This window comes from Leifsonia poae, from assembly GCF_050632865.1.
GTDB lineage: Bacteria > Actinomycetota > Actinomycetes > Actinomycetales > Microbacteriaceae > Leifsonia > Leifsonia poae_B.
Genome location: NZ_JBODSA010000002.1, coordinates 419,202 through 439,055, shown reverse-complemented (window position 1 = coordinate 439,055; position 19,854 = coordinate 419,202). Strand labels below are relative to the sequence as shown.

Here is a 19,854-nt window from a genome sequence, read left to right as displayed (position 1 = left end):
GACGCGAAGAGGGCCGGGAGCGTTGCGCTCCCGGCCCTCTGTGTTCGTCTTGGTCGTGCGTCAGTCGCGCGAGATGGCGAGCATCCGCAGGATCTCGAGGTAGAGCCAGATGACGGTGACCATGATGCCGAAGGCGCCGGTCCAGCCGTAGATGCGGGGGCGCGGTTGGCGACGCCCTGCTTGATGAAGTCGAAGTCGAGCACCAGCGAGTAGGCGCCGAGCAGGACCACGAGGATGCCGATGATCAGGCCGAGCTTGATGCCGGTGTTGCCGAGCTCGACGCTGTCGAGGCCGAAGGTGCCCTTCGTGACACCGGTCCACATCAGGACGAGGTTCACGAGCGAGTAGAGCAGGTAGCCGAAGATCGCGACCAGGAAGACCTTGGTGGCCCGGGCCGACGCGCGGACCTTGCCGAACGCGAACAGCGCCAGCGTCACGCCGACGACCGCGAAGGTCGCGATGACCGCCTGCACGACGATGCCCGACCACTGCGACTCGAAGAACATCGAGATCGCGCCGAGGAAGATGCCCTGCGCGGCCGAGTAGCCGAGGATGAGGGCCGGGACCGGCTTGCGCTTGAAGATGTTGACGAGCGCCAGCACGAAGCCGACGATCGCCGCCGGGATGGCGAGGACCGGGACGAACCAGCCCACGCCGGCTCCGGCGAGCAGCAGGACGAAGCAGATCGCCGTCTTGACGATCGAGTCCTCGACCGTCATGCGGTCGGTGTCCGCGGCGGTCGCGGACGGTGCCTGGTACATCTGCTCCAGGTTCTCCGCCGACACGGTCGCGGCCTGGCCGTTGCTGGAGAAAGCCGGGTTCGTGGAGAACGCCGGGTTGCTGAGTGCCATGAGCTCCTCGTTCGTAGTGGGACCCGTTCGGGTCGTCTTCAGCTAAATCTACGGGGTTCTTTTCTGAGAGTTCTGACAGATTGCCATGAATCGAATCGGATGGCGATCCATCTGGCCGCCCAGGCGGCGACGACGATGACCACGGTGCTGGTCAGGATGGTGATCCACCCCTCCTGATAGTCCTTCACCAGGAGCGGGATCACCAGACTCCAACCGATCGGGAGCGCCAGGACCGCGAAGGCGGGCAGCGGGCGCAGACGCACGAGCAGCCAGGCCGCAAGGGTCACGGCGTAGCACCAGGCGAAGCCGGGGCCGCCCAGCATCAGCCAGGTGAAACCGAGCACGGGCAGCGCCACGGCGACGCGCCGGCCGATCGTCGACGGCATGACCGCCCACGCGGACGGCTGCATCAGCGAGCCGATCAGCAGCAGGGTCAGGCTGTAGGTCGTCGTGCCGAGGACGCACGCCGTCCCGACGACGAGCATCGCGAGTCCGGTCGCCAGCCGGACCCGGTAGGAGCCCCAGCGGAGTGGCAGGCGCGAGGCGGGCTCCGTCCAGCGGGCGTCGGGTTCGGCGGGCACGGCTCGATTCTGGCACTGCCGGACCGGTGGCGCCGCGGCTTCCCCGGTGCTTGGCGCGTCGCCGCTAGGATCGGGCCATGCGCCCGCGGAACGCTCCCGTCATCATCGGGCACCGCGGCGCGCCGGGCTATCGTCCGGAGCACACTCGGGGGTCGTACGAGCTGGCCTTCCAGCTCGGCGCCGACGCGGTCGAGCCGGATCTGGTGGCGACGAAGGACGGCGTCCTCGTCATCCGCCACGAGAACGAGATCTCGGGCACCACCGACGTCGCCGACCGGCCGGAGTTCGCAGACCGGCGCACCACCAAGGAGGTGGACGGCGCCGCGCTCACCGGCTGGTTCACCGAGGACTTCACGTGGGACGAGCTCGCCACCCTCCGAGCGCGGGAGCGCATCCCGGCCCTGCGGCAGGCGAGCTCGACGTTCGACGGTCACTACCCGCTGCTCCGGCTGCGCGACCTGCTCGAGCTCATCGACGGTGTCACCGACGGCAGCCGGGCCCCAGGGCTGGTGGCGGAGCTGAAGCACGCGACGTACTTCGAGGCGGCCGGACTGCCGCTGGACGAGTTGTTCACGGCCGAGCTGGCCGACGCGGGCTGGACCGACCGCGCCGGTGTCGTCGTCGAGAGCTTCGAGCGGACGGTCCTCGCCCAGGTGTACGAGCGCGGGTTCCGGGGGAGGCGGGTGTACCTGCTCGAGGACACCGGCGCGCCCGCCGACCGTGTCGCGGCCCTCGGGTCGTCCGCGCCGGGCTACGACACCGACCTGACCTTGCGCGGGCTGTACGCCCTGGGCTCGGCCGCCTCTCCGGCCGACCGCGTCGACGGCATCAGCGTCGAGACGACGCAGGTGCTGTCGTCCGGGTCCGTCTCGGTCGCGCTTTTCGGCGAGGAGGACGCGGCGGACGTCGGAGCCGTCACCTCCGACCTGGTCGACCTGGCGCACTCCGCCGGTCTCGCCGTGTTCTGCTGGACGCTGCGGCCCGAGAACGGGATGCTGCCGGAGGAGTTCCGCTCGGGCGGCGCCGCGTCCGACTGGGGCGACTGGCGGCGGTACTTCTCGATCCTGCTGCACTCCGGCGTGGACGGGGTCTTCGCCGACCATCCGGACCTGGCCGTCGCCGTGCGGGACGGCCACTGAGCGTGCAGGCCAAGGCGGGCTGTCCGACGAAGGCGGGCTCCCGGACGAATGACGGTGGCAGCGACTAAAATCGTCTGAGACATGACGAGCCTCCCCGACGCCCCGCAGACCACCCCCTCCTCCGTCCCGATCATCCTGGACGGGTGGCAGGGCGACGGCGCAGCTCCCGTCGGCGACGGCGCAGGTTCGGGCGGGTCCGGATCGGGCCGGTCGGGGTCGGGTCACTGGGGGCCGAGCGAGCGGTTGTTCGCCGGTCTGAACCCGCAGCAGCGCGAGGCGGCCGAGTACCGCGGGCAGGCCCTGCTCATCGTGGCAGGAGCGGGCTCCGGCAAGACGAGCGTGCTCACCCGCCGCATCGCCGGCCTGATCGAGAGCCGCGAGGCCTGGCCCAGCGAGATCCTGGCGATCACGTTCACCAACAAGGCGGCGAACGAGATGCGCGAGCGCGTCGAGCAGCTGCTCGGCGGCAAGGCGCAGGGCATGTGGATCTCGACGTTCCACTCGGCGTGCGTGCGCATCCTCCGGCGCGAGGCCGAGACGATCGGCAAGACCCCGAGCTTCACCATCTACGACTCCGGCGACAGCCGCGCCCTGCTCAAGCGCATCATCAAGGAGCTCGACGCCGACACCCTCGGCTTCACCGTCGGTGCCGCGGCGAACCGCATCTCCAAGCTGAAGAACGAGCTGACCGACCTCGAGACGCACGCGCGCACGGCCAACCTCAGCGACCCGCAGGAGGTGATGTTCCTCGAGATCTTCCGCCAGTACACGCGCGAGCTCCGCCGCGCCAACGCGTTCGACTTCGACGACCTCATCGCCGAGACGGTGTTCCTGTTCCGCGCGTTTCCGCGCGTCGCGGCGCTGTACCAGAGCCGCTTCCGCCACATCCTCGTCGACGAGTACCAGGACACCAACCACGCGCAGTACTCCCTCATCCGCGAGCTCACGATGCCGGTCGCTCCGGACATCGTCGACGACCTGGAGTCGCACGGCCGCAACGTCCGTCCCCTGCGCGACGACGCCGGCGTCATCCCGCCCGCGTCTCTGACCGTGGTCGGCGACTCCGACCAGTCCATCTACGCCTTCCGTGGTGCCGACATCCGGAACATCGTCGAGTTCGAGCGCGACTTCCCGGGAGCCAAGGTGGTGCTGCTGGAGCAGAACTATCGCTCGACGCAGAACATCCTGAGCGCCGCCAACGCCGTGATCTCCAACAACTTCGACCGCAAGGACAAGAAGCTGTGGACCGCCGTGGGCGATGGCGAGAAGATCGTCGGCTACACGGGCTACTCGGGCCACGACGAGGCGCAGTTCGTCGCCGACGAGATCGAGAAACTGCACAGCGCGGGCATGGCGTACAAGGACATCGCCGTGTTCTACCGCACCAACGCCCAGACCCGAGCGCTGGAGGAGATCTTCATCCGCTCCGCCCTGCCCTACAAGGTGATGGGCGGCACCAAGTTCTACGAGCGCGCCGAGATTAAGGACGCGATGGCGTACCTGATCACCGTCGCGAACCCGAGTGACATGCTGGCGCTCCGGCGCATCCTGAACACCCCGAAGCGCGGGATCGGTCCGGCGACGGAGACGCAGCTGGCGAGCTACGCGGAGGACAACGGGCTCACGTTCCGCGCCGCGATGCGAGACGCGGCGTCGCTCGGCCTCGGCCCGAAGGTGACGAACGCCATCCTGCAGTTGTCGAACCTGCTCGACGAGGCGGCGAGCAAGATCGACCCGTCGAATCCGGCCGGCGTCTCGCCCGTGGCCGACGTGCTGACCTTCCTGCTCGACGGGAGTGGCTACCTCGAGGTGCTGCGCAACAGCCGCGACCCTCAGGACGAGGCGCGCGCCGAGAACGTCGACGAACTCGTCGCAGTCACCCGGGAGTTCGCCCGCAATAACCCGGATGGCACGCTGGTCGACTTCCTCACCGAGGTGTCGCTGGTCGCCGCGGCCGACGAGATCGACGACTCGAGCGGTGCCGTCTCGCTCATGACGCTCCACACCGCGAAGGGCCTGGAGTACGACGCCGTGTTCCTGACGGGCATCGAGGAAGACCTCCTTCCGCACCGCATGTCGGCCAACGAGCCGGGCGGTCCTGCCGAAGAGCGACGCTTGTTCTATGTGGGCATCACGCGTGCCAAGAAGCGGCTCTTCCTGTCGCTCGCCATGACGCGGGCGCAGTTCGGCGAGACCGCTGTGGCGATGCCGAGCCGTTACCTGCAAGAGATCCCCGCCGATCTGATCGACTGGCGCCAGTCGCCGGGATCTGCGAACGGGCGCGGGGGCACACAGTCCCGCGCGCTGAACGCGCGACGCCCGGGACTCGGCGCCGGTTCCGGCAGCGGCTCGGGCGGGTGGAACGACTCCCTCGCGGCTCCGGCGTTCCGCCAAGAGCGCCCGAAGGCCGAGTGGCCGAACCGCGTCACCGGCAAGGTCCGCGACAACGGCGACCTGGAGTTGGAACCCGGCGACCGCATCCGGCACGCCGACTTCGGCGACGGCCGCGTGACGGCCGTGACCGGCCAGGGCGCCAAGCGCGTCGCGCACGTGCAGTTCGAGAAGGTGGGCGCGAAGAAGCTCCTCATCAAGATCGCTCCGATCGACAAGCTGTGAGGGCGTTCGCCACGCCCCCGCAGAACCTCGAGGTCGGTCTGCGGGCGGCGTTCGCCGTGGCCGTCCCGCTGCTGGTGCTGTATGCCGTCGGTCGTCTCGATCTCACGGCGTACGCGACGTTCGGGGCCTTCACCGCTCTGTACGGCCGCAACGAGCCCTACCGTGTACGGGCCAGGACGCTGACCGTCGCCGCGCTCGCGCTGCTGGCGAGCATCGCCGCGGGGGTGGGGCTGGCGGTGGCGGGTGAACCGCTCCTGCTCACCGCGCTCGCGCTCGTCGTGGTCGTCGGGGGAGGGACCCTGTTCGTCACGGTGTTCCAGATCGTGCCGCCGCAGTCGCTGTTCTTCGTGTTCGCGCTCCTGGTCTGTGCGGCCGTGCCGACCCCCGCCAGCGACGCGCTGCCGCGCATCGGGCTGGCGGCGGCCACCGCGGTGTTCGCGTGGCTCCTGACCATGTCCGGCTGGGCGATCCGTCGCCTCCCCGGCCTGCCGCAGCGCGTCCTGGTGCGGACGGGTCTGGTGAACGAGCTCCGCCGGCGGCCCGGACTCGATCTGGCCGCCGTGCGCGACCCGCGCGTGTGGCTGACCGTCGTCCAGAACGTCGTCGGCGTGCTCCTCGCCGGGGCCATCGCCCTGGCCTTCGGATTCGGCCATGCGTACTGGGCGATCGTCAGCGTGGTCGCCGTGATCCCTCCGGCGCGTGCGGCGCATTCGATCTCGCGCTCGCTGCACCGGATCATCGGCACGGTGGTCGGCGTCGGTGTGACAGCTCTGATCCTGGTGTGGTCGCCTCCCGCTGCGGTAGTGATCGGGGTGATCGTGGTGTGCCAGTTCTTCACAGAGATCCTGGTCGGCCGGCACTACGGAGCGGCGCTCGTCTTCATCACGCCGCTGGCGCTGTCGGTCTCGCACCTGGCGAGCCCCACCCCGCTCGGCGTGCTCGTGGTCGATCGGGTGCTGGAGACCGTCCTCGGATCGGCGATCGGAATCGTCCTGGTGCTGCTGGCGCGCGGGATCGAGCGCGCCCGGGGAATCACGGCCTAGTCCGCCGTCCGGACGCCAGACGCCGGAGCGATGTCTGTCGAGCCGACAGCTCGGCGGAGCTTCGCCAGGTACCGATCGCGCGGAAGGTGACGGAGCCGGAGCGGCAGCCACGGGTAGAGGACGCGCGTCCACCGGAGGAGCCGGTCGAAGCGCCGCTGTCGACGCTCGTCCCAGGTAAGTCGGAATTGTGCGCGGACGCTCTCCGGCAGCAGGCCGGCCGTCACGAGCCGCAGCATCGGCGCGCTCGGCCGGAACCACCAGGGCACCGCTGACGGGTAGAGGATCTGCCGCGAGACCGCGAGCACGTCCGCGTCTACGGCGAGCGTGTTGACGAGGTGGTTCCAGTAGTCGTCGAACGCGGCACGCGTGGCGGGCCACCGGTCCGGAGAGAGCTGCAGGTTGGACAGCGCAGCCGTCATATCCCGGTAGACCGCGTCGGCCTGTCTGTCCGTCAGCGAGCCGAAGACGCGCCGATGCAGTTCCATCATGGTCTGGTAGAGGGTGGCGGCGACCCACAGCTGCAGGTCGGGGTCGTAGGCGTTGTAGGCCGCCCCGTTCGCGCCACCACCGCGCACCGGGGCGTGCGCGCGATTCACGATGCGGCGGATCGCCCGCAGCTCGTCCGGTGTGCCGAACATCGAGGCAGTGAGGTAGACCATGGTCCCGTCGAAGCGGTCCATCAGCCGCGTCGCGAAGTCGCTGTGCTCGACGACTCCGCGCCCGACGGCCGGGTGTGCGATCTGCAGCAGTAGCGCCCGGCCGCCGCCGGCGAGCGTCAGCGCCTCCGACGCGATGTCGCGCGCCGAGACGGGCCTGTTCCGCTGAATCCTCCGCACGAGGACATCCTGCCGTGACCGCCTGCGAAGCACCGGAATGGGTCGGCACGGTGTCGTTCACCGCCGCATCCAGGTCGAGCGGGCGCGACGCGGGCCGCGCCGTCCTCGCAGCCGTGAGCCGGTGAGCAGGCCCACCCCCGCCAGTGCGCTGCCGGCGCTCCAGAGCACGGGGGCGGAGACGTCGGAGCCGGTCGCAGCCAGCTCGCGCGTGGACTGCGGAGCCACCGATGGAGTCACGGCGTGGGGAGTCACGGACGGGGCCACGGACGGCGTCACACCGGCAGCCACCCGGCTGATCTCCTCGGCCGCCCCGAAGCGGGAGGTCCACGGCCTCATCCGCGTGCCGCCCTCCGACTCGGGCGTGCGCGAGGGATCGATTCGTTCCGTCCAGACGTAGTAGCCCTCGGCGGAAAGCGCGCAGGCCGGTGTCGTGTACTCACCGGGGCCATCTACCTCGGTCTCGACGGTGCACACCGTGGGGCCGTCGGCAGGAGCCGAATCCGCCTCCGCGATCGGTTCGGCGAACGGCCCGTGCAAGGTGCTCTCGACCACGGCGGTCACCGGCGCGAATCCATCGTCGGTCGCTCGCACGCCCCAGGTCGGCAGGAGCCCGTCGCCGTCGTCGACGCTCACGGTGAGCCGGTCCGCCACCTGGGCGCCGGGCTGCGCCTCGGGCGCGGTGGTCCGCGTCTCGACGCGCGGCTGGAACGGCAGGGGAGAGGGCCCGGTGACGTCGGCGTGGGCGACGGCCGACGCGGTGGATGACCGGGCGATCAGCACCGCCTGCGCGTCGACGGTCGGCAGGGCGACGGTGACACCGTGCCCATACGGAAGCTCCGCCGTCGCCGCCGTCGCCGAGACGGACACGCTCGCACCCGTCCCGCTCGGCACGATCGGGACATCGGTGCCCGAACGGATGGAGGCGGTGGTGCCGCCGTCGGCGAACGTGGCTCCATCGAGCGTCACCGACACCGGGTGGGCGCCCGGCGCCAGGGGTTCGACGCCGGAGAGGCGGTCGACGGTCAGCTCGACCCGGACGCGGCCCGGACCGGACGCCGCCAGCTCGACCACAGCGGCGGCGTGCACCGCGGTGGACCCACGGCTCTGCGCCTCCGCCAGCATCTCGTGGGCGCGGGCGTAGACGGCGTCGGTGTCCGCCCCTGCGCGTGCAGCGTGCCTCTGCGCGTCCGGCTCGGACATGCCCGCGGCGATCCACGTCGCGAGCTGGCCGGCGGCTGCAGTCAGGCGATCGCCGCTTCCGGCCCAGGTGCGTGCGATGTACGCGAACACGGCGGATTGCTCCGGCGTCCACCATCCCATGCCCTCAGGATCGGCATAGCTGTACTGCAGCCCGACCGGAGCCACCTTGCCGGGGTTGAGGCAGAAGCCCTGCGCGCCGTCGTCGAACCGGTAGGCGCCGAGCCACCAGCCGTCGGCGGACAGGTAGCCGGGCCCGTGCCCGCTGCCGGCGAGGGCACGAGCGGGCGGTGCGATCGCGAACAGGCTCTGCAGCACGCCGAGGAAGACGGCGAGGCCGACAAGGCTCACCGCGGTGATCAGGGAGAGAGGTCGTTGGGTCATGCATCCACCGTCGCGGCGGCGACGGCGGCACGGACCCCGGATCCGCGAATCGGTGGAGAACGTCCTCCCGACCCTTCCTGTGGACAGCTCGCCGGTTACGGGGCCCCCAGGCGGACGCGCTAAAGTTCTTCCTGGCGAATTTATCTCGGCGTCGAGCTATTCTCGCGTCGGACCGCCAGGAGCAACCAGCCGGCAGCCACGAGCTCACCGGACAATCAGCGGATTGGATAACCGTGGATCTATACGAGTACCAGGCCAGAGACCTGTTCGAGAAGTACGGGGTCCCGGTCCTTCCGGGCATCGTCGCGGACACCCCGGAGGAGGTGCGCGCGGCAGCCGAGAAGCTGGGCGGCGTGACCGTCGTCAAGGCGCAGGTGAAGGTCGGCGGCCGCGGCAAGGCCGGTGGCGTCAAGGTCGCTAAGACCCCCGATGAGGCGGAAGAGGCCGCGAAGGCGATCCTCGGCCTCGACATCAAGGGCCACGTCGTCCGCCGCGTCATGGTCGCCGGTGGCGCCCGCATCGCCCGCGAGTTCTATTTCTCGGTGCTCCTCGACCGCGCCAACCGCTCGTACCTGTCGCTGACCAGCGTCGAGGGCGGCATGGAGATCGAGCAGCTGGCCGTCGAGAAGCCCGAGGCGCTGGCCCGCATCGAGGTCGACCCGCGCGGCGGCGTCGACCACGCGAAGGCCGTCGAGATCGCGAAGGCCGCCGGTTTCCCGGACGACCTGGTCGAGAAGGTCGCCGACGTCTTCGTGAAGCTCTACGAGGTCTACACCGGCGAGGACGCGACCCTCGTCGAGGTGAACCCGCTCGTCCTCACCGAGGAGGGCGACATCATCGCCCTCGACGGCAAGGTGACCCTCGACGAGAACGCCGACTTCCGTCACCCCGACCACGAGGCGCTGGAGGACAAGGCCGCGGCCGACCCGCTGGAGGCGAAGGCCAAGGCGGCGAACCTCAACTACGTCAAGCTCGACGGCCAGGTCGGCATCATCGGCAACGGCGCGGGACTCGTCATGTCGACGCTCGACGTCGTCTCCTACGCGGGCGAGAAGCACGGCGGCGTCAAGCCGGCGAACTTCCTCGACATCGGCGGCGGCGCGTCCGCCGAGGTGATGGCGAACGGCCTGGACGTCATCCTGAACGACCCGCAGGTGAAGAGCGTGTTCGTGAACGTCTTCGGCGGCATCACCGCGTGCGATGCGGTCGCGAACGGCATCGTGAAGGCGCTCGAGATCCTGGGCGACGAGGCGAACAAGCCGCTCGTGGTCCGCCTGGACGGCAACAAGGTCGACGAGGGCCGCCGCATTCTGACCGACGCGAACCACCCGCTGGTGACCCTCGCGCTCACCATGGACGAAGGCGCCGACAAGGCCGCCGAGCTGGCCGCGAAGTAAGCGAAGGACGAAACAGAATGTCTATCTTCCTCAACAAGGACTCGAAGGTCATCGTCCAGGGCATCACCGGCGGCGAGGGCACGAAGCACACCGCGCTGATGCTCAAGGCGGGCACCCAGGTCGTCGGCGGCGTGAATGCGCGCAAGGCCGGCACCACCGTCACCCACGGTGACGTCGAGCTGCCCGTGTTCGGCACCGTGGTCGAGGCCATCGAGAAGACCGGCGCCGACGTGTCGATCATCTTCGTTCCGCCGGCGTTCGCGAAGGACGCGATGGTCGAGGCGATCGACGCCGAGATCCCGCTCCTCGTGGTCATCACCGAGGGCATCCCGGTGCAGGACTCCGCGGAGGCCTGGGCCTACGCCAAGGAGAAGGGCAACAAGACTCGGATCATCGGCCCGAACTGCCCCGGCATCATCACCCCGGGCGAGTCGCTGGTCGGCATCACCCCGGCGACGATCACGGGCAAGGGCCCGATCGGCCTCGTCTCGAAGTCGGGCACGCTGACCTACCAGATGATGTACGAGCTCCGCGACCTCGGCTTCTCGACCGCCATCGGCATCGGCGGCGACCCGATCATCGGCACCACGCACATCGACGCGCTCGCCGCGTTCGAGGCCGACCCGGAGACCAAGGCGATCGTCATGATCGGCGAGATCGGCGGCGACGCGGAGGAGCGCGCGGCCGACTTCATCAAGGCGAACGTCACGAAGCCGGTCGTCGGCTACGTGGCCGGTTTCACGGCCCCCGAGGGCAAGACCATGGGCCACGCCGGCGCCATCGTCTCCGGCTCCGCGGGCACGGCGCAGGCCAAGAAGGAGGCCCTGGAGGCCGCGGGCGTCAAGGTCGGCAAGACGCCGTCCGAGACCGCCCAGCTGCTCCGCGAGGTGTACGCCGCGCTCTGACGCGAACGCGCTACGACGCACGAGGCCGGGATCCGCGAGGGTCCCGGCCTCCGTCGTCCGCGGAGAGATCCTGTCTGCCCAGGCGCGGCCCTCCGGAGGTATTGTTCGCGCACCGGGAGGGGGCGCCATGGCTCGTCTGACGAACGCCGAACTGCTGCAGCGCATCGCGGCGCTGGAAGAGGAGAACGCGTCACTGCGCTTGCAGGCGGGGGCGGATGCCGACACGACTCCGATCCCGCCGGCGCCGGTCGTCAAGCACCACCGTGGATGGGGGTGGACGCTGCTCGCGACGGTCCTTATCGTCCTGGGCGCGATCCTGGCGCCGCTGGCTGTCGTCACGTCGTGGGCCAAGGTGCAGTTGACCGACACCGACACGTTCGTCGCCACCTACGCCCCGCTCGCACACGACCCCGCCGTGCAGGCGTTCGTGACCGACCAGGCCGTCAAGGCGGTCGAGGACAACGTCAACATCCCGCAGCTCACCGACCAGGTGATCGACGGCATCACCGGGCTCGGCACCGGTCCCGTCGCGACGAAGGCGCTGGATGCACTCAAGGCGCCTCTCTCGCAGGGCATCGTGTCCCTGCTGCAGTCGACCGTGCAGCGCTTCGTGGCCTCGGACGCCTTCGCCCAGGTCTGGCAGGAGGCGTTGCGGGCCAGCCACAACCAGCTCGAAGCCGTCATGACGAACAGCGGGAATTCGGCGGTCACCATCGGATCCAACGGCTCGATCGGCATCCAGCTCGCTCCGATCATGGACCGCGTGAAACAGCAGCTCGTCGCCCAAGGGATCACGTTCGCCTCGCGGATCCCGACCATCGACAAGACGATCACGGTCGCGCAGAGCTCGTCCATCCCGACGCTGCAGCTGTTCTACGGCCTCGCCGTCGCCGCGGGCGCGTGGTTGCCCTGGGTGGCGATCGGCCTGCTGGCACTCGGCGTCATCGTCGCCCGTCGGCGTGCGCTGGCGCTGGTGTGGGCGGCCGTCGGGCTGGGCCTCGCGATGGCCCTGACGCTCGCTGCGATCTCCGTCGGCCGGATCCTCTTCCAGGCCTCCGTGTCGCCGTCGCTGGTGCCGTCCGCGCTGGCGCAGAAGCTGTACTCGACCGTGACGGACGCGATGATCGCCACCGCCGTCGCGGTGCTGGTGCTTGCCATCGCCGTCGCCCTGGTCGGCTGGTACTCCGGACCGTTCGCGGTGCCGCGGCGCCTGCGCGGTTTCTTCGGGTCCGGTGTGACGTGGGTGCGCACGTCGGCCGAGTCCCACGGCATCACTACCGGTCGCGTGGGGGAGTGGCTGTACGCGCAGCGGACGCTGCTCCGGGCGGCGGTCGCCGTGATCGCGGCGGCCGTCGTGCTGTTCGTGCGGCCGCTGACGCCGTCGCTCATCATCTGGACGCTCGTGCTCGCGGCGCTGGCCGTCGCCATCCTGGAGCTGCTGCAGCGTCCGGTGATCACCGTCCCGGAGACGGCGGACGACGACACGCCGGTCCTGACGGTGCCCTGATCCCGGCGGTCTCCTGAGCGCCGAAGTGTCGCCGGTGCCGCACGCGCGCGCGCCGGTAGGCTCCATTCGGTCATGAGTCGCACATCCGTCGCCCTGCTCGCCGCGTTGGAGGCGCTGATCGTGGCCGCCATCGGCCTGGGGATCTGCCTGGTCCCGATCACGATCCTGTGGGCGGCGCAGTACCACCTGGGCGCGGACTTCGCCGTGGTGTGGCGGTCTGCGGCCGATATCTGGCTGGTCGGGCACGGTGTCAACCTGACCGTGGCGCTCGACCCGCAGACCGTGGCGCAGCTGGGGCTGCCGGCCGCCGGCGCGCCGTTCCAGGTGACGATCGCGCTGCTCGGCTTCGCGGCGCTCACGGCCGGGCTCGGGGTCCGGACCGGGATGCGAGCGGCGGAGACCGCGCAGCGGCTGGCGGGCGCGCTGAGCGCCCTGGCGACGTTCGCCGTGATCTCGACCGTCGTCGTGCTGTCGTCGGGTTCCGCGGTGGTGCAGCCCTCGGTGTGGCAGGGGATCGTGCTGCCGCCGTTCGTCTACGCGCTCGGCATTGCCGCGGGTTTCGGTTTCGCCGCGTTGCGCGGTGCGCCGGAGGAGGACGCGCGTCCCTCGGCGGTGGATGGCGGCGAGGCACCCTCGCCGGGCTCCGGCGGTGGCGGCACGGCGGTCCTGTCCGTCCTGCGGACCCGCACGGACGTCGTCCCCGAGCAGCTGCGCATCGGGGCGCTCGCCGCGCTGCGCGCGGGCACGGCGGCGACCGCGATCGTGATCGGCGTCGCCGCGCTCATCCTGGCGCTGCTGATCTTCGGGCACTACGGCACGATCATCAGTCTGTACGAGCAGGTGCAGTCCGGGGTCGTGGGCGGGGTGGCGCTCACCATCGGGCAGCTGGCCCTGCTGCCGAACGTCGTCGTGTGGATGGCGTCGTGGCTCGTGGGGCCGGGCTTCGCCATCGGGACGGGGTCGTCGGTGAGCCCGATCGGCACCGATCTCGGACCGCTGCCCGGCCTGCCGCTGTTCGGCGTCATCCCTCCCGGCGGCTTCGCGTTCGGGCTCGTCGGCGTCGTCGTGCCGCTGCTCGCGGGCTTCCTCGCCGGGGCGCTGCTGCGATCGCGGGTGGATGCGGTGGTCGGCCGCTTCGACGGGGTCCGGGACCGTGTCCTCGTCGCGCTCGGGATCGGCGTGGTCGCCGGCATCCAGCTCGGCCTGCTCGCGTGGTGGTCGTCGGGCGCGATCGGACCGGGGCGCCTGCACGATGTCGGACCCAACGCCTGGCTGGTCGCCGGGCTGGGCGCCGCGGAAGTGGCGGTGGGCGCCGTGATCGGGCTCGTTGCCGGCGCACGCGTGCGGCGCTGAGCCGGGTTATCCACAGCGGGCGGGACGCGCAACCCGGCCCCGCGGTCCGCCGCTAGGCTGGACGGGTGCTCTCGATTGTCGTCCTGATCTCCGGCGGTGGCTCCAATCTGCGCGCCCTGCTCGAGGCGGCGCAGGACGCCGAATTCCCCGCGCGGGTGGTCGCCGTCGGCGCCGACCGTGAGGCCGACGGCTTCGAACACGCCGAGCGCTTCGGCATCCCCACCTTCACGGTGCCGTACACCTCGTATCCGAGCCGGGAGGAGTGGGGCGACGCTCTGCTGGAGCAGATCCGGCTGTGGGAGCCCGACCTCACCATCCTGTCCGGCTTCATGCGCCTCGTGCCGCCGCGGGTCGTCGACGCGCTGTCGCCCGACCTCATCAACACGCACCCCGCGTACCTGCCCGAATTCCCCGGCGCTCACGCGGTGCGGGACGCGCTCGCCGCCGGGGTGACGCAGACCGGCGCCAGCCTCATCGTCGTCGACAACGGCGTGGACGCGGGCCCGATCATCAGCCAGGAGCGCGTGGAGGTGCGGCCCGGCGATACCGAGGCGGCGCTGCACGAGCGCATCAAACCCGTGGAGCGACGGCTGCTCATCGACGCCGTCCTCGACATCGCCAACGGACACATCGACCTCGAGGAGCTTGCCCGAGCATGAGCGGACCCCGTCACGACGCCAGCCTGTACCGCGAGCGGGACCTCGTCCCGATCCGCCGGGCGCTGATCTCGGTGAGCGACAAGTCGGGGCTGCTCGACCTGGCCGCCGCGCTCGCCGGAGCCGGCGTGGAGCTCGTCTCCACCGGCTCGACGGCGCAGACCATCCGCGACGCCGGCTTCGCGGTGACGGACGTGGCCAGCGTCACCGGGTTCCCCGAATCGCTCGACGGCCGGGTGAAGACGCTGCATCCGGCCATCCACTCGGGCCTGCTCGCAGACCTGCGACTCGCGTCGCACGAGGAGCAGCTGAACGACCTGGGCATCGAGCCGTTCGAGCTCGTCGTCGTCAACCTCTACCCGTTCGTCGAGACCGTCGCCTCGGGCGCGGTCGGCAACGACGTGGTCGAGCAGATCGACATCGGCGGACCGGCGATGGTGCGCGCGTCGGCGAAGAACCACGCGAACGTCGCCATCGTCGTCTCGCCTTCGGACTACGGGACGGTGATCGAGGCCGTCGGCGCCGGGGGAACGACCTTCGAGCAGCGTCAGGCGCTCGCCGCCAAGGCGTTCGCGCACACCGCCGCGTACGACGGCGCGGTCGCCGCGTGGTTCGCGGGTGAGGCTCCGTCGACGGATGACTTCCCGGAGCGCTGGGAGGCCCGCGCCGAACTGAAGCAGACGCTTCGCTACGGCGAGAACTCGCACCAGGCGGCGGCGCTGTACGCCGACCCGGCCGGCCACGGCATCGCGCAGGCGACGCAGCTCGGCGGCAAGGAGATGTCGTACAACAACTACGTGGATGCCGACGCCGCCCTGCGCAGCGCGTACGACTTCAACCACCCGGCGGTGGCGATCATCAAGCACGCCAACCCGTGCGGCATCGCGATCGCCGACGACATCGCCGAGGCGCACCGCAAGGCGCACGAGTGCGATCCGGTGTCGGCGTACGGCGGCGTGATCGCGGCCAACCGGACGGTCACGCTCGCCATGGCGGAGACGGTCAAGGGCATCTTCACCGAGGTGCTGATCGCGCCCGGCTACGAGCCCGAGGCGCTGGAGTTGCTGCAGACCAAGAAGAACCTGCGCATCCTGCAGCTGCCCGAGGACTACGCGCGGGCGCTGACCGAGTTCCGGCAGATCTCCGGCGGTGTTCTGGTGCAGGACACCGACCGCTTCACCGAGTTCTCCTCCGAGGGTTGGACGCTCGTCGCGGGCGAGGAGGCGGACGCCGCAACGCGCGCCGACCTCGAGTTCGCGTGGAAGGCGTGCCGCGCCGTCAAGTCGAACGCCATCCTGCTCGCCCATGACGGCGCCTCGGTCGGCGTCGGGATGGGCCAGGTCAACCGGGTCGACTCGTGCCACCTCGCCGTGACGCGCGCGGGGGACCGCGCGCGCGGCTCGGTCGCGGCGTCCGACGCGTTCTTCCCGTTCGCCGACGGCGCCCAGATCCTGATCGACGCGGGCGTGCGGGCGATCGTGCAGCCCGGCGGCAGCATCCGCGACGAGGAGGTCGTCGAGGCGGCGAAGGCGGCCGGCGTGACGATGTACTTCACCGGAGAGCGGCACTTCTTCCACTGATGCCCGCGCGCCGATTGCGGCGCCCTCGTGGGCAGGGGAGAATGGGCGGCGGTCCACAAGACCGCTGAACCTTTTTCACCGCGATCCCACGAGGAGACACCGATGTCCGTCCTGCCCGCAGACCTGCCGCACGAAACACTGCACGTCGTGAAGGGGAGGCGGAGCGGCCTCACCATCAGCATCGCGGTCCACTCCACCGTCCTCGGCCCCGCCCTCGGCGGCTGCCGCGTCTGGACGTACGACTCCTGGCAGGAGGCGGTGGCCGATTCGCTGCGCCTCGCCGAGGGCATGACGATGAAGAACTCCGCCGCCGGCCTCAACCGAGGCGGGGGCAAGGCGGTCGTCTACGTCCCGCGCGGGACCGTTCTCACGCCGACCGAGCGCTACGAGGCGATGCTCGACCTCGGCGACGCGGTCGAGACGCTGGGCGGCATGTACATGACGGCCGAGGACGTCGGCACGAGCGCCGAGGACATGTCCGTCGTCGCCTCCCGCACCGCGCACGTCTGCGGCCTTCCGCCGTCGGAGGGCGGCGTCGGCGAGCCGAGCGACGCGACCGCTGCGGGCGTCTACGCCGGCCTGCTGGCCACGCTGGAGCGCGCGTTCGGCAGCCGCTCCGTCGCCGGCCGCCGCGTCACCGTGCTCGGCCTCGGGCACGTCGGCTCGATCATCGCCATGCGCCTCGCGGGTGAGGGCGCCGTGCTGACCGTCACGGACGTCAACCCGGCCAAGCGCGCGCTGGCCGACGCGCTCGGCGCGACCTGGGTGGAGCCGGAGGAGGCGCACCGCGTCGAGGGCGATCTGTTCGTCCCGGCCGGCGTCGGCGGCGTGCTGACCGACCGCGTCATCGACGAGCTGCGCGTCGCCGCCGTCGTCGGGCCCGCGAACAACCAGCTCGCCGAGCGCTCGGGCGCCGAGCGGCTGGCGGCGCGCGGCATCCTCTGGGCGCCCGACTTCGTGGTCAACGCGGGCGGCGTGATCTTCCTCGACATGATGTCCGAGCCGGGCGTCACGGCCGAGGCGACGCAGGAGCGGGTGGAGCGGATCGGGGACACGATCGCCGAGATCTTCCGCGCCGCCGACGAGCAGGGCGTCACCACGCTGCAGGCGGCGGAGGAGCTGGCCCTCGGCCGGCTGCGGGAGCCAGCGAACGCATAGCAGCGCTCCGCTAGCCTGGATCCCATGACGTCTTCCTGGGGCCGCAGGCTCGCCGCATCCATCTCCGCCGCTGTCGCCGTCGCCGCGATCGCGTTCGTCGCCTCGACGTTCGTGATCCTGGTGGCCAGTCAGCTGAACTCGTCGGCGCTCGCCAACACGACGCCGTATGTGGGATGGAACGCGCTGGTCACCCTGGTCCTCGGCTTCGCCGCTGGGCTGCTCGGGGCGTTCGACCGGCGCTGGATCGCGGTGGTGTCGGGCATCGTGGTCGCCCTCGTGAGCACGGTGCTCGGCACCCTGATCCTGTTCACGGTCCTGAAGGTCACGCTCTCGGGCGACGCCTGGGGCCAGCTGTTCGGTTCGTTCATCGGCATCAACCTGCCGTTCTGGCTGTCCGTGGCCATCGCCTTCCCGACCGCCGGTTACGCGGTCTACCGCGCGATCGAGGGCGGGGAGCGCACCGAGCGCCGCATCGCGCTGGTCCGCATCCCGGCGTCCAACCTGGCCGACGGTCTGACCACCCACATCGACCGCGAGCCGGTGGACACGGAGCTCGCCGACAAGCAGTGGGACGCCTACGTCGCCGCGCTGTCCGAGGCCGGTTGGCAGACCGTCGAGGTCGCCAGCGCCGATCGTCTCGCCGACTCCGTCTTCGTCGAGGACACCGCCGTCGTCTTCGGCGACACCGCCGTCATCACCCTGCCGGGCGCCGAGTCGCGCCAGGCCGAGCCCGCGGGCACCGAGGCGGCACTCCGCGCGCAGGGTCTGCGGCTCGAGCGCATCGAGGCTCCCGGCACCCTCGAGGGCGGCGACGTCCTCAAGATCGGCTCGACGGTGTACGTCGGCCAGGGCGGCCGCACCAATCCCGAGGGCATCCGCCAGCTGCGCGCCATCGTCACGCCGCTCGGTTACACCGTCGTGGCGGTGCCGGTCACCAAGGCGCTGCACCTGAAGACCGCGGTCACGGCGCTGCCCGACGGCACGGTCATCGGCTACGAGCCGATCGTGGACGAGCCGCGCCTCTTCGAGCGCTTCCTGCCGGTCCCGGAGGCGCACGGCACCGCCGTCGTCGTCCTATCGGAGGACACCGTGCTCATGTCGTCGTCGGCTCCGCAGTCGGTGGCGCTGGTCGAAAGCCTCGGCTACACCGTGGTCCAGGTGGACATCTCGGAGTTCGAAAAGCTCGAGGGCTGCGTCACCTGCCTGTCGATCCGGATCCGCTGAGCTCCCGCTCCCGCGCCTGCAGTGGGAGCAGGCACCAGACGGCCGTCGCCGCCGCGATCACCGCGGCGGACAGCCAGCCTGCTCCCACTCCGGCGAGCGAGGCCACCAGGACGAGCGCCGAGGTTCCGAGCGCCGTGCCCAGCTGGGCGCCCGTGTTGAGGATGCCGCTGGCGCTGCCCGCGAGCTCGTCCGGCACGGTGGTCCCGATCGTGGTCGCGGCGACCGAGGAGAGGCCCAGCCCCGCACCCGCAAGCGTCACGCCGACCAGGACGCCCCACCAGGTCCCGACGGTGAGCGCGAGCAGGAGGCAGCCGAGCGCGATCAGGCCGATGCCGATCCCGCTCACGGCGTAGGCGCTGAGCCGGGCGAGCAGCCAGCGCGTCGTGGTCGAGGTCAGGATCACCGCGACGCTCAGCGCCATCAGCGTCAGCCCGGTCGCAACGGGCTCGAGACCCAGGCGTTCCTGCAGGAACAGAGTTGCGAGCACCGCGGTGGAGCTGGTCGTCGCCGTGTTGACGAAGGACAGCGCCGTTCCATGCCGGAGCGTGCGCGAGTGGATGGCGGCGGCCGGGATGAGCGGTGCGCGGGCCGTCCGCAACCGCACGACCAGGAGGGCGCCCAGCACCAAGCCGACGGCCATCGCCGCGAAACCCAGCAGCAGGGTTGCGGGCTGCTCCAGCCACGCCGCACCCGCGATCACCGCCATGACGGCGAGGATCAGCAACGCAGCACCTGGGAGATCCAGCGGGACCCGCTCGGTCGGCTCCGGCCGATGACGGACCGTGAGGGCGATCCCCGCCAGAAGCCCGGCCGCGAGCGGCAGATTGACCCAGAAGACCGCCGGCCAGCCGAACGCCTGCACCAGGAGGCCGCCGACGAGGAAGCCCGAGGCGCCTGCCGCAGCGCCGGTCGCGCTCCACGCGGCCAGGGCTCCGTGCCGCCTGGACTCGTCGGGCGTCGCCGCGAGCAGCAGCCGCAGCGCCGAGGGGACCGACAGCGCGGCCGCCGCACCCTGCAGTGCCCGCGCAACGAGCACGACCGCCAGCGCCGCGCCGCCCCAGAGCGCGGCCGTCGCGCCCAGCACGGACACCGCCCCGAACATCCCGATGCCGATCAACAGGATGCGCCGGTGCCCGAACAGGTCGCCCAGCCGCGCGCCCAGGATGAGGACCCCGCCGAAGAACATCGCGTACACCGTGGCGAGCGGCCCGGCGGCCGACGCCGGTGCCCCGACACCCTCCAGGATCGCCGGGATCGCCGTGGTCGCGCTCGTCACCCCGAGAACGTCGACGAACTGCACCAGGCACAGGACGGTCACGGCCCCTCTGCGCATGCCCCACACCGTACGCGGCGGGTCCGACATCGGGGTCCGACAAGAAAAGTGTTGCGTAATCCGCCAACCTGGCAATATCCTGTAGGGCTGCCTT

At 70.8% G+C, this 19,854-nt stretch carries 15 protein-coding genes and 1 pseudogene; 11 read left to right on the top strand and 5 right to left on the bottom strand.

Annotated elements, in window-relative coordinates; all coding sequences use genetic code 11:
- Positions 1-60: 60 nt before the first annotated feature.
- Together ACRAWB_RS09390 and ACRAWB_RS09385 are read right to left on the bottom strand one after the other, a co-directional pair.
- A pseudogene (locus ACRAWB_RS09390) lies at positions 61-851 on the bottom strand (Bax inhibitor-1/YccA family protein).
- Between the two features lie 38 nt (positions 852-889).
- The gene (locus ACRAWB_RS09385; protein WP_431353093.1) at positions 890-1,432 is read right to left on the bottom strand and encodes a hypothetical protein; all 543 of its coding nucleotides are present in this window, start codon (positions 1,430-1,432) and stop codon (positions 890-892) included.
- Positions 1,433-1,509: 77 nt separating this feature from the next.
- On the opposite strand from ACRAWB_RS09385, the gene ACRAWB_RS09380 reads away from it, so the two are divergent.
- From ACRAWB_RS09380 to ACRAWB_RS09370, 3 genes are all read left to right on the top strand, one after another.
- A complete protein-coding gene (locus tag ACRAWB_RS09380; RefSeq protein ID WP_431353092.1) occupies positions 1,510-2,571 on the top strand; it encodes a glycerophosphodiester phosphodiesterase family protein in 1,062 nt (353 codons plus the stop codon).
- An 81-nt stretch (positions 2,572-2,652) separates the two neighbouring features.
- Complete coding sequence (locus ACRAWB_RS09375; protein WP_431353091.1) at positions 2,653-5,187, top strand: ATP-dependent helicase; 2,535 nt, start codon at positions 2,653-2,655, stop codon at positions 5,185-5,187.
- Positions 5,184-6,230, top strand: a complete 1,047-nt coding sequence (locus ACRAWB_RS09370) for an FUSC family protein (protein WP_431353090.1) — start codon at positions 5,184-5,186, stop codon at positions 6,228-6,230. The genes ACRAWB_RS09375 and ACRAWB_RS09370 overlap by 4 nt, the downstream gene beginning before the upstream one ends.
- Here ACRAWB_RS09370 and ACRAWB_RS09365 read toward each other — a convergent pair.
- Complete coding sequence (locus ACRAWB_RS09365; RefSeq protein ID WP_431353089.1) at positions 6,227-7,066, bottom strand: oxygenase MpaB family protein; 840 nt, start codon at positions 7,064-7,066, stop codon at positions 6,227-6,229. The genes ACRAWB_RS09370 and ACRAWB_RS09365 overlap by 4 nt on opposite strands.
- Before the next feature lie 57 nt (positions 7,067-7,123).
- Positions 7,124-8,647: a hypothetical protein gene (locus ACRAWB_RS09360; protein WP_431353088.1), complete on the bottom strand. Its 1,524-nt coding sequence runs from the start codon at positions 8,645-8,647 to the stop codon at positions 7,124-7,126.
- 233 nt (positions 8,648-8,880) lie between these two features.
- Here ACRAWB_RS09360 and sucC point away from each other — a divergent pair, with 233 nt between their 5' ends.
- The 8 genes from sucC (at position 8,881) to ddaH (ending at position 18,427) form a co-directional block, all read left to right on the top strand.
- Complete coding sequence (sucC, locus tag ACRAWB_RS09355) at positions 8,881-10,044, top strand: ADP-forming succinate--CoA ligase subunit beta (RefSeq protein WP_431353087.1); 1,164 nt, start codon at positions 8,881-8,883, stop codon at positions 10,042-10,044.
- Between the two features lie 17 nt (positions 10,045-10,061).
- Positions 10,062-10,949, top strand: coding sequence for a succinate--CoA ligase subunit alpha (sucD, locus tag ACRAWB_RS09350; protein WP_064109731.1), 888 nt, complete (start codon positions 10,062-10,064; stop codon positions 10,947-10,949).
- Positions 10,950-11,076: 127 nt separating this feature from the next.
- Complete coding sequence (locus ACRAWB_RS09345; RefSeq protein WP_431353086.1) at positions 11,077-12,456, top strand: hypothetical protein; 1,380 nt, start codon at positions 11,077-11,079, stop codon at positions 12,454-12,456.
- Positions 12,457-12,528: 72 nt separating this feature from the next.
- The gene (locus ACRAWB_RS09340; RefSeq protein WP_431353085.1) at positions 12,529-13,809 is read left to right on the top strand and encodes a cell division protein PerM; all 1,281 of its coding nucleotides are present in this window, start codon (positions 12,529-12,531) and stop codon (positions 13,807-13,809) included.
- Positions 13,810-13,874: 65 nt separating this feature from the next.
- Complete coding sequence (gene purN / locus ACRAWB_RS09335) at positions 13,875-14,468, top strand: phosphoribosylglycinamide formyltransferase (RefSeq protein WP_431353084.1); 594 nt, start codon at positions 13,875-13,877, stop codon at positions 14,466-14,468.
- The gene (gene purH / locus ACRAWB_RS09330; RefSeq protein ID WP_431353083.1) at positions 14,465-16,045 is read left to right on the top strand and encodes a bifunctional phosphoribosylaminoimidazolecarboxamide formyltransferase/IMP cyclohydrolase; all 1,581 of its coding nucleotides are present in this window, start codon (positions 14,465-14,467) and stop codon (positions 16,043-16,045) included. The genes purN and purH overlap by 4 nt, the downstream gene beginning before the upstream one ends.
- A 102-nt stretch (positions 16,046-16,147) precedes the next feature.
- Positions 16,148-17,203 (top strand): Glu/Leu/Phe/Val dehydrogenase dimerization domain-containing protein, encoded by a 1,056-nt coding sequence (locus ACRAWB_RS09325; RefSeq protein WP_431353082.1) that lies wholly within the window; start codon positions 16,148-16,150, stop codon positions 17,201-17,203.
- Between the two features lie 24 nt (positions 17,204-17,227).
- A complete protein-coding gene (gene ddaH / locus ACRAWB_RS09320; protein WP_431353081.1) occupies positions 17,228-18,427 on the top strand; it encodes a dimethylargininase in 1,200 nt (399 codons plus the stop codon).
- On the opposite strand, the gene ACRAWB_RS09315 is transcribed toward ddaH, so the two are convergent.
- Complete coding sequence (locus tag ACRAWB_RS09315) at positions 18,399-19,760, bottom strand: MFS transporter (RefSeq protein WP_431353080.1); 1,362 nt, start codon at positions 19,758-19,760, stop codon at positions 18,399-18,401. The genes ddaH and ACRAWB_RS09315 overlap by 29 nt on opposite strands.
- Between the last annotated feature and the right edge of the window lie 94 nt (positions 19,761-19,854).

Coding starts and splice junctions, on each gene's coding strand:
- sucD (WP_064109731.1), top strand. CDS start 10,062: ATGTCTATCTTCCTCAACAAGGACTCGAAGGTCATCGTCCAGGGCATC.
- purH (WP_431353083.1), top strand. CDS start 14,465: ATGAGCGGACCCCGTCACGACGCCAGCCTGTACCGCGAGCGGGACCTC.
- ACRAWB_RS09340 (WP_431353085.1), top strand. CDS start 12,529: ATGAGTCGCACATCCGTCGCCCTGCTCGCCGCGTTGGAGGCGCTGATC.
- ACRAWB_RS09375 (WP_431353091.1), top strand. CDS start 2,653: ATGACGAGCCTCCCCGACGCCCCGCAGACCACCCCCTCCTCCGTCCCG.
- ACRAWB_RS09360 (WP_431353088.1), bottom strand. CDS start 8,647: ATGACCCAACGACCTCTCTCCCTGATCACCGCGGTGAGCCTTGTCGGC.
- ACRAWB_RS09325 (WP_431353082.1), top strand. CDS start 16,148: ATGTCCGTCCTGCCCGCAGACCTGCCGCACGAAACACTGCACGTCGTG.
- ddaH (WP_431353081.1), top strand. CDS start 17,228: ATGACGTCTTCCTGGGGCCGCAGGCTCGCCGCATCCATCTCCGCCGCT.
- ACRAWB_RS09345 (WP_431353086.1), top strand. CDS start 11,077: ATGGCTCGTCTGACGAACGCCGAACTGCTGCAGCGCATCGCGGCGCTG.
- ACRAWB_RS09380 (WP_431353092.1), top strand. CDS start 1,510: ATGCGCCCGCGGAACGCTCCCGTCATCATCGGGCACCGCGGCGCGCCG.
- ACRAWB_RS09315 (WP_431353080.1), bottom strand. CDS start 19,760: ATGCGCAGAGGGGCCGTGACCGTCCTGTGCCTGGTGCAGTTCGTCGAC.